This is a genomic window from Gordonia sp. L191 (assembly GCF_030077625.1).
Classification (GTDB): domain Bacteria; phylum Actinomycetota; class Actinomycetes; order Mycobacteriales; family Mycobacteriaceae; genus Gordonia; species Gordonia polyisoprenivorans_A.
This window is the reverse complement of the sequence record NZ_CP125996.1, coordinates 3,609,318-3,626,277: the sequence shown is the minus strand read 5'-3', so window position 1 is coordinate 3,626,277 and position 16,960 is coordinate 3,609,318. Positions and strand designations below refer to the sequence as shown.

Sequence of the window (16,960 nt, the reverse complement as noted above, 5' to 3'; positions counted from 1 at the left end):
TCTGTGGCAGAGCGGTTCCTGCGTTCAGCGAGCCGACTGCTCGTAGATTTCCTCGATCAGTCCCTCGTACTTGCTTGCGACACCCCGTCGCTTGAGCTTCATTGTCGGGGTGAGTTCCTCGGAGTCGGGCAACCACTCGGCGTCGAGGAGGCGGTAGGCCTTGATCTGTTCGACACGAGAGAGTCGCGCGTTCGCCTGCTCCACGGCCTCGGCGATGAGCTGCGTAAGCTCCGGATCGTCGACCAGGTCCGACAATGCGGCATCGGCACGGCCACGTTGGGTGGCGAAGGTCCGCGCCGAATCGGGGTCGAGCACCAGAAGCGCCACGTTGTAGGGGCGGCGGTCACCGATGACACAGGCCTGCCCGATCAGCGGAGACGCACTCTTCAGGGTCCCCTCGATGTTGGCCGGCGACATGTTCTTTCCCGCCGCGTTGATGATGAGTTCCTTCTTGCGGTCGACGATGCTCACCCATCCGTCGTCATCGATGACGGCGATGTCGCCGGTGTGCAGCCAGCCGTGCGAGTCGATGGCCTCGGCGGTCTTCTCGGGAGTCTTGCGGTAGCCCTTCATGACATGGGGTCCGCGGAGCAACAGTTCGCCGTCGTCGGCGAGTTTCGCCTCGGTCCCCGGCTGCGCGATACCGACTTTCCCGATCCGGATGTCGGTGGGCAGGTTGGTGAAGCCCAGAGCGCCGGTCTCCGACATGCCGAAGCCCTCTTGGAGCGGAAGACCGAGTGCGAGAAAGAATTCGTGCACCGCGGGCGCAATCGGCGCAGCACCGGTCATGAGAAGCGCGACGCGATCGAAACCCAGCTGGGTCCGCAACGGTGCGAGGATCATGGCATCGGCCTCGGCAACCCGGTCGGCGAGATCACCCGGCACCTCCTCCTGGCGCTGCTCGATCCGTACTTTCTCGATGGCCGCGTCCACCGCGGCGAGGGTGGTTTCCCGTGAACCATCGGGCAGTGCATCGAATTTCGCGAGCAGCGAGGCGCGCAGCTTCTCCCAGATCCGCGGGACGCCGAGAAACCACGACGGATGGGTCTCGGCGACCGCGGCGAACACCGACGACGCGTTCGCGACCGTGGTGATCGGCCATCCGGTGGCCGTTGCCAGGTAGTGCGAGAACACCCGGTCTGCTGCGTGTGCGGTCGGCAGGTAGGAGATCGCTGCACCCTCGACGGCGAAGGGGAAACGCAGATTACAGGTGTGCATGACGAACATGAGATTGGCGTGCGTGAGCTCCACGCCCTTGGGGTCGCCGGTCGTCCCCGAGGTGTAGATGAGCGTGGCGACATCGTCGGACCGGACTGCGCCCCACGTTGATTCGAAATCGAATCCCGCCGGCCGGCGGCTGCGGAGCTCGTCAAGGGTGCTCACCCGGGCCGCGCCCACCGCATCGTTGCCGTCGACGGAATCGACGACGACCACATGCGCCAGCCGCGGAGCCGCCGCCGCTCCGATCGCGGGGAGGAAGCGGGATTCGGTCACCAGCACCGTGTTCTCGGCGTTGTCGAACAGATAACTGATCTGCTCGGGCGCCGAGGTCAGGTAGATCGAGAACGGCGTCGCACCCAGATGCAAGGTCGCCATGTCGATGATGTGGAACTCCGGACAGTTGGGCAGCATGATCGCCACGGTGTCGCCCCGCCCGATGCCGAGATCGGCCAACCCTGCGGCCACCTCCGCCACGATGCGGGCATAGTCGTTCCACGACAACGACTTCTCGGTGCCGAAGTCGTGCAGGGCGAGCCGGTCGCCGCGGTCGGCGACGGTGGCCTGGAATGCTGCCGGGATCGTGGCGGCGGCAACTCCGGGTGCGGCCTGTGGAGTACGGGTGTCGGTGCTCTGGGACATGGGGACGTGACCTCGCTGCTCGTGGTGGCGATGGATCTTCGGTGGGATCGAGATGTGGGGGTGGGGTGGGGCATGCCCTACCCGGACATTCCCCTATTGGGACGAGGTGACCGTTGTCGATTCGGTGGCATGCTCTGCTGCCGATCCGTTGCGGGGGGTGACGACGAAATCCGATGGCTCCGGTTCGTGGACGCGATCCCAGTAATCGACGTAGCGCCACGGGCTGTTCGTCACGATCCGCCCGCGGGCGTTGCGGTAATAGGTGGTGGTACCGCCGAAGTCCCACACCGTGTGCGCGAGTGCGTCGTCGAGTTCCTCGTTGTAGGAGTCGTGGGACTCCTGGCGCACCTCGATGGTGGCGAGGTCGTCGTCGATCATCGAGCTGATCAACGCGGTGACGTGTTGTACCTGCATCTCGGTGCCCGCGATCACGGTGCCGCCGTGCCCGGTGTTGGTGTTCGGGCCGTACAGGCAGAAGAAGTTGGGGAACCCGGGAACCGAGATGCCCAGGAAGGCGCGGCCGTCGCCCTCGCCCCATACCTCCCGGAGTGTGTGCCCGCCTCGGCCTCGTACGGTGAGGGAGGCGAGGACGTCGACCGCCTTGAAACCTGTTGCCAGCACCAGGATGTCGGCCTCGTGATCGGTGCCGTCGACCGTTCGGACGCCGGTCTCGGTGATCTTCTCGATGCCGTCCGTGACGAGTACGACGTTGTCGCGGGTCAGTGATCGGAACCAGCCGGCATCGATCAGCAGGCGTTTTCCGTACGGCGGATAGTCGGGCACGCTGCGGGCCAGCACGTCCGGGTGCTCGGCGAGCTCGTGCTCGATGTAGGCGGTGAGTTGCGCGCGAAGCCGGTCGTTGCCCTTGTTGATGGCCCGACCGAGATGCGGGAACTCGGGATCCACCTGCAGCAGACCCCACACCTTGTCACCCATGCGCCAGAACAGCCGGGCGCGATACCAGGCCAAGTAGTAGGGCACGTGCTCATTGAGGAAGTGCACGGCGGCCGACACATCGGCACCCTTGAGAGGGTGCGGAATCGCCCACTGCGCGGTCCGTTGGAAGACGCGGACCTCCTGCGCCACCTCCGCGCTGGCGGGCACGAATTGCATGGCGCTGGCGCCGGTTCCGATGACGGCGACCCGTTTGCCCGCGAGATCGATCGAGCGATCCCAACGGGCGGTGTGCAGGGTCGGACCGCCGAAATCGGAGAGTCCGGGTAGATCGGGGATGCTTGGCTGGTTGAGGAGCCCGACGGCGCTGATGACGACGTCGGCGACGAGTGTCTCCGTCGCCTCATCGTCGTCGGCCGGTCCGATGCTGATCTCCCACTTCGAGGTGGCCTCGTCGAACTGCGCCTCGTGGACGAGCGTGCTCAGCCGGGTGTTGGCCAGGACGCCGTGACGCTGCGCCAGGGTGCGCCAGTAGTCGGCGAGCTCGCTCTGCGGTGCGAAGTAACTCGACCAGTCCGGCTTGGGATCGAACGACAGGGCATAGAGGTAGCTCGGGGTGTCGACCCCGCACCCCGGATAGAAGTTCTCGTGCCACGTGCCGCCGACGTCGGGGTTCTTGTCGACGACGGTGTAGGCAATACCGGCCTGCGCCAGACGCACTGCCATCGCCAACCCCGAGATGCCGGCGCCGATGATCAGGACCCGGAAGCCCGACCGAGGCCTCGACTGCGGTTCGCTGTGACGGGCATAGATTCCCATCTCCTCACCGAGCAGACGACCGTAATCCGCGGGGATCGAATCGTGCAGCATCACCGACAGCGCGGCCGAAAGTCGCTCGGGCTCGGGCAGATCGGCCGGCGGTTGCAACGTCCCGTCCCGCCAGGCGATGAGCACCTCGGCCGCTTCCGTGCGTATCCGCGCTGCCAACTCGTCGTCGAACCCACCCGAATCGTGATCCCCGAGGTCCCTCGGAGCGGTCGGGAGATACGGCTCCGAGATCCAGCGGTCGTCGCCGGTGAGCAGGGCGAGCGAACCGAGCAGGATCGGCAGATTCGCCTCGGCGAGAGCATCCGTCAATTCCGCATCGGTGAAATCGGGCGTCGGGGTGAATGCGCCCGACGGCTGATGTCCGGAGCGGAGTTTCTTCGATTGGGGTCTGGACTGCACCATACGTGCGACCATACAATCTGTTCAGACGTGGTGTCAATCACAGTCCACTCCGAATGTGCGGAGGACGGATGCCACCGGTGAAGAGGAGAACCCATGGGGCAGACCCGCCCGACAACCATGCTTTCCCGACGACGAACCGCGGTGCGCGAGCGTCGGCTCGTCGTCGGTTCGCATCGCACGAGGGTGTTGGAGGTCGACGGCGACGGACCGCTGTTGCTGTTGTTGCACGGCTTCGCCGACAGTGCCGACACCTGGCGAGATCTGTTGGAAGTATTGGGCTCTCGCGGAATCCGTGCGGCCGCGGTGGACCTTCCGGGATTCGGTCGGGCCTCGGGGATCTCCCGGGACGGACGTCTGCTGGAGATCTATGACGACTTCGTCGCCGCGGTGCTCGCCGCCCTGCGCGGTCCCGACGACCCACCGGCGATCGTCGTCGGCAACTCGATGGGCGCCACCGTCGCGGTGCGCGCGGCCACGGCGCGCGACGACGTCGCCGCCGCGGTGGCGCTCGCGCCCGCCGGGCTCGGGTTCCGGCCCGCGCTGCACCACGCCAATGACGCCATCGACCATCTGCTGCCGATGCTTCGGGTCGCCTATCGGATTCCCTATCCCGCGGTGGCCGTCCAGGGGGCGATCGCCGTCTATTACCGTGTCCGGCTCGCGCACGGTGCGCGCAATGCGTGGCGCTTCGGCTCACATTTTCGCGGCATGGCGGAGTTCCGTCGGGTCGGCGTATTGGGCCGGCGACTCATGGCCGAGATACAGCAGGGAGTGTGGTCCGTCGACGATTTCCGGCGGCCGATCACGCTCGTCTGGGGGTCGGCCGACCCGGTGTGCGACGTCCGTGGCGCGGACGCCTTCATCGAGGCTGTCCCCGGTACCCGGCTGGTGATGATTCCCGGTGCCGGCCACCTACCCCAGATCGACGCGCCGGAACGCGTCGCCGACATTCTCGCCGAGGTCGCTGCAGCGTCCGACCTCGCTGCTCCTGGCTCGCAACCGATGGATCGAAAGGGCAACCGACGGTGACGAACAACGATGTGACGAACAACAACACGGCGAAGAACGACACGGCGAGCACCGACGTGACGGACTCTCCGACGGACGACGGTCTGGGCAGCCGCATTTCCCACACCGTCCACACGGTCGCCAACGTGGTGGAATACCTGCGTTTCGGCGGCCTCGACACCGGCGAGGAGCCCTCGCCCTACGACGTCATGCTGCGCACGCCGCTGGTGACGTTGCGTCGCTATTTCACCGCCGAGACCCGCACGTCGCCCGACCGTGATCCGGTGCTGCTCGTTCCGCCGCTGATGCTCAGTGCCGATGTATGGGACGTGTCACCGTCCACCAGTGCCGTTGCGCACCTGCATAATTCCGGTATGGACCCGTGGGTCGTCGACTTCGGCGACCCGGCCGCGGAGCCGAACGGATTGCAGCGCAACGTCACCGACCACGTCCTCGCGGTGTCCGACGCCATCGACGCCGTACGCCGAACCGTCGGCCGCGACGTGCACATCGGCGGATACTCCCAGGGCGGACTGTTCTGTTATCAGGCAGCGGCGTTGCGCCGCACCGAGTCGATCGCGAGTATCTTCGCGCTCGGCAGTCCGATGGAGCCGCTCTCGCTACCGGGACTCGACCTGCCCGAGGAGATCTTCTCGGCGATCAGCAAACTCGGCATCGGGGTGCTCTCGCGTACCGGACTGCCCGGTTGGGCATCGGCGAATCTGTTCAGCTGGACCTCTCCGATCGCCACGGCCAAGCAACGTCTGCAGTACCTGATGGCGCTCGGCGACCGCGACGCGTTGCTCCCACGAGAGCGTCAACGCCGCTTCCTCTCGAACGAGGGCTGGATCGCCTTTCCGGGGCCCGCCATCGCCGAGGTCATGGAGTCGATGACCAATGACCGGTTCGTGCGGGGCGGCCTGGTCTTCGACGGCCGCGCGGTCACCATGGCCGACATCACCTGCCCGGTCCTGATCTTCACCGGCCAGTACGACGCCTTCGCGCCGCCGCGCGCGGTCCGCGACGTCGTCAAGGGTCTGCCACACACCGAGGTCTGGGAATGCACCATGCCCACCGGGCACTTCGGCCTCGGAGTGGGGTCACGGGCCAATCGGGAGACCTGGCCGACCGTCGCTCGGTGGGTGGGATGGATCGGTGGCCGCAACGAGCGGCCGGAGAACCTGGCGGACGCGCGGGAAGTGGGCCTCGTCGAACGCGAACCCGAGGGCGGCGGCACGGTACGGCAACTGCTCAACGCGGGCACCGAGGGCATGCTCGCGGCGCCCGGCCTGGCACGAGATGTGGTGGGGCGCGCCACCGGAGCGCTGGCCGAGGTCACCACCGAAGCGGTCAATCAGGTGCCGAGATTGTTGCGGTTGGAACGGGTCCGAGGATCGACGACGGTGTCCTACGGTGGGCTGCTCGCCGAGGCGTACGACCGCGACCCCACCGCGGTCTGCCTGCTCTACCGCGGCCGCGCCCACACCCGCGCCGACGTCGCACGCGAGGTTGACGACCTGGTCCTGCGGCTGTTGTGGGTCGGCGTCCGCCGTGGCGAGCACGTCGGGGTGCTCGTCGATTCGGGGGCCGTGCTGCTCTGGACCGCAGCAGCTCTGAGTCGCATCGGTGCGGTGGCCGTGCTCCTGCGACCGGGCAGCGACATCGCCGCCGAACTGCGCATCGGGCGCGCGCGCCGCGTGCTCGTCGACGCGAGTCATCTCGATGAGGTGCGCAAGGCCGGTGTACGGACACACGTGATCGGTGGTTCCGGCAGCTCAGAGAAGTCCGGCACCGCCGAGAAGCCCAGCACCGCCGAGAAGTCGAGTACCGCCGAGAAGTCGAGTACAGCCGAGAAGTCGAGTACAGCAGAGGATCTCGACAGCATCGACGCCTCCGCCGTGCGAACCCCGGACTGGTATCGGCCGAATCCGGGACGTGGTCGGGACCTGGGCTTCGTGCTCTTCGGTGACGGGCCCGACGGAATCCGGTCGATCCCGGTGACCAACCGGCGCTGGGCGCTGTCGGCGTATGGTGCCGCCTCGGCGGCCGCCCTCACCGAGTCCGACACGGTGTATTCGGCGAATGCGCTGTACCACGCATCGGGACTGCTGTTGGCGACGGCCGCGCCGGTCGCCGTGGGCGCGCGGGTCGCGCTGACCGATTCCTTTGACCCGCAGACCTTCTGGTCGGACGTGCGCCATTACGGTGCAACGGTCGTTCCGTACACATGGAGCATGCTCCGGCTGTTGCTCGATCAACCGCCCGGTCCGGACGAGGCCTATCACCCGGTGCGGCTGTTCATCGGTTCCGGTATACCGACGACGGTCTGGCGCGACGCGCTCGAGCGATTCGCGCCCGCACAGATCCTTGAGATGTTCGTCCCGGTGCGCACCGACGCGATCCTGGCGAACGTCTCCGGACGCAAGATCGGCTCCATCGGTCGGCCACTGCCCGGCACGGCGCGGGTCGAGCTGGCAGCCATCGACCCCGACACCGGTGAATTGCGCTGTGATGGTGAGGGATACGTGCGCAAGGCCAAGCGAGGTGACCGAGGCAGGTTGCTCGTCGAGGTGGATCGCGGGCATCCGCACGCCGACGAGGTGCCGATGCGCGGAGTCTTCGACGCCCATGACGCCTGGGTCGACACCGGTGAGGATTTCACCGTCGATGCCGAGGGTGACTTCTGGCCCGCGGGACGATCGTCGGACACGATCACCACCCAGGCCGGGCCGTTGCGGCCCCGCGAGGTGGAGGACGCGCTGGCACGAGTGCCCGGCGTCGCGGCGGTCGCGGTGATCACCGAGCGGCGAAAAGTACTGGCCGCCATCGCCACCAAGGCCGGCGAGGTCTTCGATTCCGGGAGAGCGCGGCTGGTGCTCGAGGGGGTCTCGGATGCGGCGGGGCGCGTCGAGATCGTCGAGGTTGAGGCGATACCACTGACCCGGTGGTATCGACCGGATATGCCTGCACTCCGACGGCTCGTCACGCGCGCTGAACAGACTATATAGATAGGATGTATGGTTCACTCATGACGAACGAGACACGATTCCCGGCGCGCCGGGTCTACGAGACCGAGCACGAGGATTTCCGAGCCAGTTTCCGCCGATTCCTGGACACGCGGGTGGTGCCCGACTACGCGAAATGGGAAGCCGAAGGACTGTTCCCTCGAGAGGTGTTCGCCGAGGCCGGTTCTCACGGATTCCTGGGAATGGCCATCGATGAGGAGTACGGCGGGGGAGGAGTCGACGACTTCCGGTTCAACGCGGTGATGGCCGAGGAGGTCGCCGACGCCGGGGTGATGTCGTTCGGTATCAACCTGCACAACGACATCTGTGTTCCGTATTTTCTGCGGTACTGCACCACCGAACAGCGGGCGCGTTGGCTGCCCGGTCTGGCCTCCGGTGAACTGATCGCTGCCATCGCGATGACCGAGCCGGGTACCGGCTCGGATCTCGCGGGCATCACCGCGGTCGCGGTGCGCGAGGATGATCATTACGTTCTCAACGGCTCGAAGACGTTCATCTCCAACGGGATCAACGCCGATGTGATCATCGTGGCCGCCCGCACCGAGACCGGCGACCGGCACAACGGACTGTCGTTGATGGTCGTCGAGCGTGGGATGGCCGGATTCGAGCGAGGCCGCAATCTCGACAAGATCGGGATGCACGCCCAGGACACCGCGGAACTGTCGTTCACCGATGTCCGGGTGCCGGTGGACAACGTGCTCGGGGAGCCGGGCAGCGGGTTCCGGCAGCTGGTGTCGAATCTGCCTCAGGAGCGGATGACGATCGCGGTGGCGAGCACCGCCGCCGCCAACCGGGCGGTGGAATTGGCCCGCGATCACATCATGACGCGCACCGCGTTCGGTAAGCCGTTGGCCGCCAACCAGAATTCGCGATTCACCCTGGCCGATGCCCATGTGCAGGTCCAGGTCGTTCGTGCCTTCGTCGACGAGTGCCTACGGGATCACGCCACCGGCGAACTCGGCGCGGATCGGGCCGCCATGGCCAAACTCGCGGCGACCGAGGTGCAGGGACGCGTCGTCGATGCATGCCTGCAGATGTTCGGCGGATACGGCTACATGGCCGAGTACCCGATCGCACGTGCCTATGTCGATGCGCGGGTCCAGCGCATCTACGGCGGGACGAGCGAGATCATGAAGGAGATCGTGGGCAAGTCGATGGGACTGACCGCATGAAGCGCACCATATTCGCGCCCGAACACGACCAGTTCCGCGACAGTGTGCGGGCATTCCTGACCAAAGAGGCGGTGCCACACACCGAGAAGTGGGAGGCCCAGGGGCTCGTCGACCGCGAATTCTGGTCGCTGGCCGCCGCCCAGGGGTTCGTCGGTTTCGCCGCGCCGGAGGAATTCGGGGGAGCCGGGCAGCGCGACTTCCGGTTCAACGCGATCCTCGATGAAGAGGTCGTCCGCACCGGGACAGTCGGCGATGGCTTCTCGCTGACCAACGACATCGTCTTGCCCTACTTCCTCGACATCGCCTCCGCCGAACAGCAGGCGCGGTGGTTGCCCGGCATCGTCAACGGCGACACCGCGATCGCGGTGTCGATGTCGGAACCCGGTACCGGATCGGATCTGCGTGCCATCACCTCCACGGCGGTGCGTGAGCCGGGTGGTTGGCGCCTGAGTGGGTCCAAGACCTTTGTGACACGGGGGATTCAGGCAGACCTCGTCATCGTGGCCGCGCGTATCGGTGAATCCGACGGTGGGGGATTCGGGTTGTTCGTCGTACCCGACGGCGCACCGGGTTTCACCCGCGGACGCAAACTCGACAAGATCGGACGACGGGCACAGGACACCGCCGAACTGTTCTTCGCCGATGTACGCATCCCCGACACCGACGTCCTCGGTGAGCCGGGTAGGGGTTTGCACTACCTGATGGGCAATCTCGCTCAAGAGCGGTTGTCGATGGCGGTGGTGGCGGTGGCCAGCGCCGAGTACGCCGTCCGGCTGGCCGTCGACTATGCGGGTGAGCGCAAGGCCTTCGGGCAGTCCATCGGCAGCTTCCAGGCCAATCGCTTCCGGTTGGCCGAGCTGCACACGCGAGTTGCCATGGCCCGCACACATGTCGACCGGTGTATCGAGGCGCAGAACTCCGGGGAGTTGACCGCGACGGAGGCGGCAGGGGCGAAGTTCCTCACCACCGAACTCGAATTCGAGGCACTCGACACGTGTCTGCAGATGCATGGCGGATACGGATACATGGAGGAGTACGAGGTTGCCCGCCGCTGGCGGGATGCGCGCGTCCAGCGGATCTACGGCGGCACCAATGAGATCATGCGCGAGATCGTCGGGCGTTCACTCGGTTTGTGAACCCGAGAAACGAGTCCGTGGGCCCGACCGAGAGCGGTCGGGCCCACGGACTACGTGTGGGTACGGTCAGTTCGTGGAAGCCACGACGCCCGAGTCGCACAGCTGGCCGATCTCGGAATCGCTGAAGCCGACATCGGCCAGGACATTTTCGGAATCCGCCCCGGGAGAACGACGACTGCGCGGCTGCGTCGGCGCAACGCCGTCGAAGCGTGGTGCGGGGGCGGGTTGCACGACGCCGTCGATCGCGACGAATGTCCCACGTTCGACGTGATGCGGATGATCCGCGGTCTCGGACAAGGCGAGAACCGGTGCGTAACAGGTGTTTCGGCCCGCGAACAGGCGGTCCAACTCGTCGCGGCTGTGTTCGGCGATCCGATCGGCGAGCACTGTCCGGTACTCGTCGAAGCGCTCGGGGTCACGATGACCGGAGCGCATCGCCTCGGGTAGGTTCAGGACCTCGCACAGTTCGACCCAGAACTGGTCCTCGATGGCCCCGATACTGACCCACTTCCCGTCGCGTGTCGGGTACACGTCGTAGAAGAACGAGCCGGTGTCGAGCAGGTTGGTTCCGCGCTCTTCGGTGAAGTCGCCCTCGGCGCGATAGGAATGGAACATCGACATCAGCGACGAGGCGCCGTCGATCATCGCGGCATCGACGACGCGCCCTCCGCCGCCGGCCCGGGCGGACACGATACCGGCGAGCATGCCGAGCGCGAGAAACGTTCCGCCACCGCCGAAATCGCCCACGAGATTCAATGGGGCGACCGGCGCCTGGCCGGCCCGGCCGATGGCGTGTAGCGCGCCGGTCAGGGCGATGTAGTTGATGTCGTGACCCGGCGTCGACGCCAGCGGCCCGGTCTGCCCCCAACCGGTCATCCGCCCGTACACGAGGTCGCTGTTGACGGCGAGGCAGTCCTGTGGTCCCACCCCGAGGCGCTCGGCGACGCCGGGACGAAACGTCTCGAACAGTCCGTCCGCCCCGACGCACAACCGGCGAACCACCTCGGCGCCCTCGGGTCTCTTCAGATCGACGGCGACGTGGCGTCGACTGCGAAACAGGATGTCGTGGCCGGCCACCGCCCACGGATTGCCGCCGGGACGGTCGACGGTGATGACCTCGGCGCCCATGTCGGCGAGCAGCATCCCCGCGAACGGACCCGGACCGATACCGGCGAGCTCGATCACGCGCACACCGTCGAGCGGTGCCGCAGCAGTGGTCACGCGTGCGACACGGTCGGCATACCGCCCTTGTTGGCGACGATGTCGGCGTGCACCTCGTCGGGGTTGGCCACGGCCATCTCCTTGTTGGAGCCGTCGGGGAGTTTGATCGCGTCGTTGAACTGACGCAGCATCGTGAACGCGGCGCGCTCGTCGTCATGCGGAAGGAGTCGACCGACGCGGCTGGCCAGGGCGACCGCGGGACGGATGGTCGGCAGGATGTGGCGCCACGGCGTCTTCTCCGCTTCGAGACCTTCCATGACGTCGGCCGGAATCCACGAATGCAGAAGTCCGTAAGCGAGTTTCAGGCGGCGCTCGTTGGTCATGAACTTGGCGACCGGGCCGGGCAACACCTCGACGTCCCCGGGCGGGTTCTCCACGCTGTACGCGACGATCGAGTGCACGACGTCGCGGCAGAGCTCGTCCGGCGGCAGTTCGATCAGGGTGTGCAACTCGGTCTTGCGTCGCGCGTCCTCGTAGCCGGTGTGCAAGATCTCCTCGGGGACACCGATGACGTATCCCACGTAGCGGCTCAGTGCGAAGATGTCCTCGAGTTCACGGTCGCTGTACCGGATTCCGGAGCTCTGGACCGCATCGATGAACTTGACACCGAACTGTCCGGCCTGGGTGACCATGCCGTCGAGGTTGTTGATCGGGATGCCCCAGTTGGCCCAGTCCCACGCGTCGGAACTGCCGAGGCTGTGGCGGACCGCAGCATGGATCATCCGAACCTTGGCGGTCAGCCGAAAGCCGTCTTCGTAGCGATGCATGCCCCCGGGCGTGTAGGCGGCCACCACATATCGGAAACTCTCGATGAGACGGGTACCGACCTGATCCATCTTCCGCAGACGTCCGCTGAACAGAACCGGCCGGGTGGCGCTGTACATGGAGAACCCACCGGCGATCGCGCCCCACGCCAGCACGGGCGGCACGATGGGGCCGGCACGCCAGAAGGCCACCGCCCCGCGATAGAGCTGGTCGAAATCGACCCACTCCGGTACCCGATCGAGCTGCTCGAAGATCGCCACCAGGCCCGGAGTGGGGTCGTCGATGGAATCGATACCGTTCTCGAGGGCACGGTCGAAGGTGCGCCAGCTGGTGGTGTTGCTCTTGTCCTTGAAGTCGAGCATCGCCTGGTAGGCGTAGTCGTCGGCGAGGAGCGCGTGATCGGTCAATGTCTCGACCATCTCGCGTCCGTACATGGCGATCGCCTTGTCCTTGTTGGCGATTCGCCCCAGGTCGATGCCCTTCGGTAGACCCGGCGGTACATCGAGGTCTCCTCGAAAGGTCATCTCACGAGTGGGCTTCGGCTCAGTGGTGGTCATGTCGCCTCCTGTGGATCGCGGTGTGATGGGCGGTTTCCCTGTGATGGCCGTTACAGCTCAGGGTAGACCGTGGTGAACACTATGTCTACACTCACTGTATGGCCGCATGTATGAAGAGTGTGGCCGCCCGCATCGTTTCCCGCATGCGGTGGGGAGATCTCGGACGACGAGGTCCGACAGAAGAAAGGTGCCGTCATGACCGCCGACCCCGTGGGCGTCGCTGCCGCGTCCGACATATCCGCCGATGAGGTGACCACCGACGCGCTCGGCAGGTTGTTGTCGACCCGGTGGAGCTGTCGTGCCTTTCTGCCGCAACCGATTCCGCGCGAAGAGCTCGACCGGGTCCTCGACATTGCCCGCCGCACACCGTCGTGGTGCAATACCCAGCCCTGGCACATCGACATCACCACCGGGTCGGCCACCGACGCTCTGCGCGATGCGTTGCACGACGCCATCTCGCAAGGCCCGCAGGAGAATCCGGACATCGAGTTCCCGACTGCGTATGAGGGGGTCTACCGGGATCGGCGGCGGACCAGTGGATGGCAGCTCTATGAGAGCCTGGGGATCGCCAAGGGTGATCGCGCGGCATCGGCACGACAAACCCTGCGCAACTTCGACTTCTTCGACGCACCCCATGTCGCGGTAGTGACGACCGAGCGGGCGCTGGGAACGTACGGGGCGCTCGACTGTGGTCTCTTCGTCAACAATTTCCTGCTCGCGGCGCACAGTCGCGGCATCGGCACGATTCCGCAGGCGGCGCTGGCAACCCAGGCGCCGGTGCTGCGCGACTACTTCGGTTACCCGGATAATCGTCTGGTGCTACTGGGTATCTCGTTGGGATACCCCGACCTCGACGATCCGGTGAACGTCTATCGCACCGAACGGCAGGAGGTCGGCGACATCGCGACATTCCATGACGGTCCCGGTGCGGTCGGCCCGACGGGGGCGCGGTCATGAGCAGGCGGCTCGTGGAAACCCGCGACGGCACGCGGATCAACGTCCGCGGGGTGGGGCAGGGTCCGACGGTCCTGTTCATCCACGGGTGGAGTCTCAGCGGAGAGGTGTGGGACCGACAACTCGGCGCTGTGGCCGCCGCGGGCTATCGGGCGCTGGCAATGGACCAGCGCGGACACGGCGATTCCGATGCGCCACAGCAGGGATATGAGATCGAGGGCCTCGTCGCCGATGCCGTCGACGTGCTCGGCGCACTCGGTGTCGACCATGCGGTCGTGGTCGGTTGGTCGCTGGGCGGGATGGTCGGGCTGCGTCTGGCCCACGACCACCCCGACCTCGTCGACGCGCTGGTGATGGTGGCATCCAATGGGGTGTCGGCCTCGCGCACCGACGCCTTCGCCTTCGGCGTGCCCGCCGACAAGCCACTCGCCGCGATCCTCGTCGCCGAGCACGCCAACCGAATTGCGTTGCGGCGCAGTGCGGTGGGCGACCCGTTCAAGGGCGACCCCGATCCGCAGACGCTCGACTGGCTCCATCGCGTGTCGCTGCAGACGCCGACCTGGGCTGCGCAGGCGGCGATGCGGACGCTGATGTGCACCGATCAGACCCACGTCCTCGACGACCTCTCGGTACCGGTGACCCAGATCGTCGGCACCGCGGATCCGGCGTTGTCCGTGCGCGGCGCGCGATGGGTGCGTGATCGCCTCGCCTCGACGCTGGTGGAACTCGATTGTGGGCACTATCCGATGCTCGAATGCCCCGACGAGTTCGACGCCGCGCTTCTCGGCGGAATCGGTAGGCGTCGGGAAGTGCCCAAGGCGGAAGAATCCGGCGCAGAAGCGTCAATACTACGTGTCCGGACATAATGTAAAGTCATGGTCATGACCCAGGGCTCTTTCGTGCGGCGCCGACCCCGCGAGTTCGACGGCACCTCGTCCGCCGAACTGGCCGTGTTCGCCGCGACCGAAGAGCTGCTGCGCGACACGTCGCTCCAGAAACTCACTGTGGCGCAGATCTTGCGTGCGGCCGGACTGTCCCGGGCGAATTTCTACCACTATTTCGCCAACAAGTATGACGTCCTCGTGGCATTGCTCGGGCGGGTCTTCGACGATTCGTACGGCCAGGACGCGCCGTGGTCCACGACTCCCGGTAAGGCCCGCGCGCAACGGATGGGCACCAGCCTGGAGAGCACGCTCGAGATGTGGTCGGCGCACGGCGCGGTCATCTGCTCGGTGATCGAGCACATGCACAGCGAGCCGGCGGTGGCCGCGGCGTGGCAGCGCATGTACGGGCGTTTTGTCGACGCGATCACCGAACAGGTTGTCTACGAGCGGAATTCGGGTCAGGCCCCGGCGGGCTCGCCGCCGGACATGATCGCCACCATGCTCGTCGGTGCGGCCGAGCGCGTGTTCTACGTCAGCTCGCGGGGGCTCGATCCGCGGCTGGCCACGGTCGACGACGTCGTGGAACCGTTGCGTGCGGTCAACGAGGCGGCGATCTTCGGTGGACGTCATGACGCGGAATCGGACAAGAGTTCTTCTGCAGCAACCGATCTCGAACAATCACCGATGCCGGAGATCACCGCACCCGTCGTCGAGGGAGAAACCGCGACGGCGATTCTGCAGGCGATGCGCGAGCTGCTCGTCGAAGAAAGCCTGGCCGATGTCAGCGTGGCCAAGATCCTGGAGAAGTCCGGTATCTCGCGCGCATCGTTCTACTTCTACTTCCGCAGCAAGGAGGACGCCTTCGTGGTGTTGTTCCGCGAGGCGGCGGCCGACATTGTGGCGGGCCTACGCGGGCTGGCCGACATCGATCGCGACGAGCCGGAGAGGCTGTTGGCCCAGGTCGGTGAGTGGCTCAATCTGGAGGGTTTCGCCGGTCCAGTGATCCGCAACGCGGTCCACGCGTGGCCGCGACTGCCGGAACTGCGCGCGGAGTACCTCGCGGCGATGAACGCCATGGAAACGACCCTGGAGTCGATCATCGACTCCGATCGTGCTGCCGGACTCGCGCCTGCGGGGCCGCCCGTGCCGGCGTATGCGGCGGTCATCTTGTGGACGATCGAACGAGCCGTGGCCGGTGCCCTGGCCGGCGAGGAGCACCTCGCCGATCTGGATGCGGTCACCGAGATGGTCGGTCGGTTCCTGTACGCAGCCGTCTACGGACGCCGCTGACACCACCCGCCCCCACGTGCGGGTCTGCACCGAATTCTGTTCAGCGACCGGTGAAGTGCGGTGTGCGCCGATTCATGAAGGCGTCCACCCCGGTGCGGAAGTCCGTGGAGTCGACCAGCTCGGTCTGCCCGGCGATCTCGGTTTCGAAGGCCTCGTCGAGATGGGGGAGCAGTGCGGCGTTGAGGCTGCGTTTGGTGGCGGCGAAGGAGCGGGTGGGCCCGGTGGCGAAATGCTCGGCGACCTCATCGACCCGAGCGGCAAGCGCGTCGTCGGCGACCACGGCGTCGATCATCCCCCACGACAGCGCGGTGTCGGCGTCCACCGGCTCGGCCAACATGGCCATCCGGGTGGCACGGCCGAATCCGACACGCGCACCGAGCAACGCCGAGGTGCCCGCGTCGAGGGTCAGACCCACCCGGGAGAAGGCCAGGACAAAGCTCGCCGACCGGACCGCCACCACGTGATCACAGGCAAGAGCGAGCGCACACCCCACCCCTGCGGCGGTGCCGTTGACCGCGGCGATCACCGGCTTGGGCATGGTGCGGATCGCACGGATCGTCGGGTTGTAGCGCATCCGCAGCTCCTCCTCGGTACGGGGAGCCAGCCGGGTCTGCGGACCGAGGTCGTCGAGCGTCAGATCGGCTCCCGAGGAGAAGGCACGCCCCGCCCCGGTGAGGACCACGCAGCGCACGGAATCATCGGCCGTGAGCTCGTCGAGTGTGTTCCGGAGTTCGGACTGCAGCGAGGTGTCAAAGGCGTTGAGAGCCTGCGGTCGCGCAAGCGTCACGCGCGTCGCCGATCGTCTGCGATGGACCTCGATTACCTGCGAACTGCGGATCTTCTCCCAATCGGTCACCTGTGCACAGTAGCGAGAACTTTCTGTCCAGACAAGGTGTTCACAAGCGGCGGACCTGCAGCAGAGTGAAAACTTAGCTGATGACACTTGACATGAAACGTCTCGTG

Annotated in this window: 12 protein-coding genes; 7 read left to right on the top strand and 5 right to left on the bottom strand. The window is 66.3% G+C overall.

Annotated features, from left to right (window positions below; genetic code table 11):
• Positions 1–24: 24 nt before the first annotated feature.
• The gene (locus QNM97_RS16405) at positions 25–1,860 is read right to left on the bottom strand and encodes an AMP-dependent synthetase/ligase (protein ID WP_283819412.1); all 1,836 of its coding nucleotides are present in this window, start codon (positions 1,858–1,860) and stop codon (positions 25–27) included.
• 93 nt (positions 1,861–1,953) lie between these two features.
• On the bottom strand, positions 1,954–3,996 hold the full coding sequence (locus QNM97_RS16400; RefSeq protein ID WP_283819411.1) for an FAD-dependent oxidoreductase: 2,043 nt from the start codon (positions 3,994–3,996) through the stop codon (positions 1,954–1,956).
• 81 nt (positions 3,997–4,077) lie between these two features.
• Between QNM97_RS16400 and QNM97_RS16395 the strand changes: the two genes are divergently transcribed.
• The 4 genes from QNM97_RS16395 to QNM97_RS16380 are packed head-to-tail and all read left to right on the top strand — an operon-like array spanning position 4,078 to position 10,326.
• Entirely contained in the window at positions 4,078–5,013 is a 936-nt protein-coding gene (locus QNM97_RS16395) for an alpha/beta fold hydrolase (RefSeq protein ID WP_283819410.1), read from the top strand.
• Complete coding sequence (locus QNM97_RS16390) at positions 5,010–8,000, top strand: AMP-binding protein (RefSeq protein WP_283819409.1); 2,991 nt, start codon at positions 5,010–5,012, stop codon at positions 7,998–8,000. The genes QNM97_RS16395 and QNM97_RS16390 overlap by 4 nt, the downstream gene beginning before the upstream one ends.
• A gap of 5 nt (positions 8,001–8,005) precedes the next feature.
• A complete protein-coding gene (locus tag QNM97_RS16385) occupies positions 8,006–9,190 on the top strand; it encodes an acyl-CoA dehydrogenase family protein (RefSeq protein ID WP_283819408.1) in 1,185 nt (394 codons plus the stop codon).
• A complete protein-coding gene (locus tag QNM97_RS16380) occupies positions 9,187–10,326 on the top strand; it encodes an acyl-CoA dehydrogenase family protein (protein ID WP_283819407.1) in 1,140 nt (379 codons plus the stop codon). The genes QNM97_RS16385 and QNM97_RS16380 overlap by 4 nt, the downstream gene beginning before the upstream one ends.
• Positions 10,327–10,392: 66 nt before the next feature.
• Here QNM97_RS16380 and QNM97_RS16375 read toward each other — a convergent pair whose 3' ends face one another.
• On the bottom strand, positions 10,393–11,547 hold the full coding sequence (locus tag QNM97_RS16375) for a CaiB/BaiF CoA transferase family protein (RefSeq protein ID WP_283819406.1): 1,155 nt from the start codon (positions 11,545–11,547) through the stop codon (positions 10,393–10,395).
• Entirely contained in the window at positions 11,544–12,869 is a 1,326-nt protein-coding gene (locus QNM97_RS16370) for an oxygenase MpaB family protein (protein ID WP_283819405.1), read from the bottom strand. Before QNM97_RS16370 ends, QNM97_RS16375 begins: the two co-directional genes overlap by 4 nt.
• A 195-nt stretch (positions 12,870–13,064) precedes the next feature.
• Here QNM97_RS16370 and QNM97_RS16365 point away from each other — a divergent pair, with 195 nt between their 5' ends.
• Genes QNM97_RS16365 through QNM97_RS16355 form a run of 3 tightly spaced genes read left to right on the top strand, consistent with a single transcriptional unit; the run spans position 13,065 to position 15,997 of the window.
• The gene (locus QNM97_RS16365) at positions 13,065–13,826 is read left to right on the top strand and encodes a nitroreductase (protein ID WP_283819404.1); all 762 of its coding nucleotides are present in this window, start codon (positions 13,065–13,067) and stop codon (positions 13,824–13,826) included.
• Positions 13,823–14,689: an alpha/beta fold hydrolase gene (locus QNM97_RS16360; RefSeq protein WP_283819403.1), complete on the top strand. Its 867-nt coding sequence runs from the start codon at positions 13,823–13,825 to the stop codon at positions 14,687–14,689. The genes QNM97_RS16365 and QNM97_RS16360 overlap by 4 nt, the downstream gene beginning before the upstream one ends.
• A 9-nt stretch (positions 14,690–14,698) precedes the next feature.
• A complete protein-coding gene (locus QNM97_RS16355) occupies positions 14,699–15,997 on the top strand; it encodes a TetR/AcrR family transcriptional regulator (RefSeq protein WP_283819402.1) in 1,299 nt (432 codons plus the stop codon).
• Positions 15,998–16,037: 40 nt separating this feature from the next.
• Here the strand turns inward: QNM97_RS16355 and QNM97_RS16350 are convergent, their stop codons facing one another.
• Positions 16,038–16,853 carry an enoyl-CoA hydratase-related protein gene (locus tag QNM97_RS16350; RefSeq protein ID WP_283819401.1) on the bottom strand — a complete coding sequence of 272 codons (816 nt, stop codon included), beginning with the start codon at positions 16,851–16,853 and terminating at the stop codon, positions 16,038–16,040.
• Positions 16,854–16,960 lie beyond the last annotated feature (107 nt).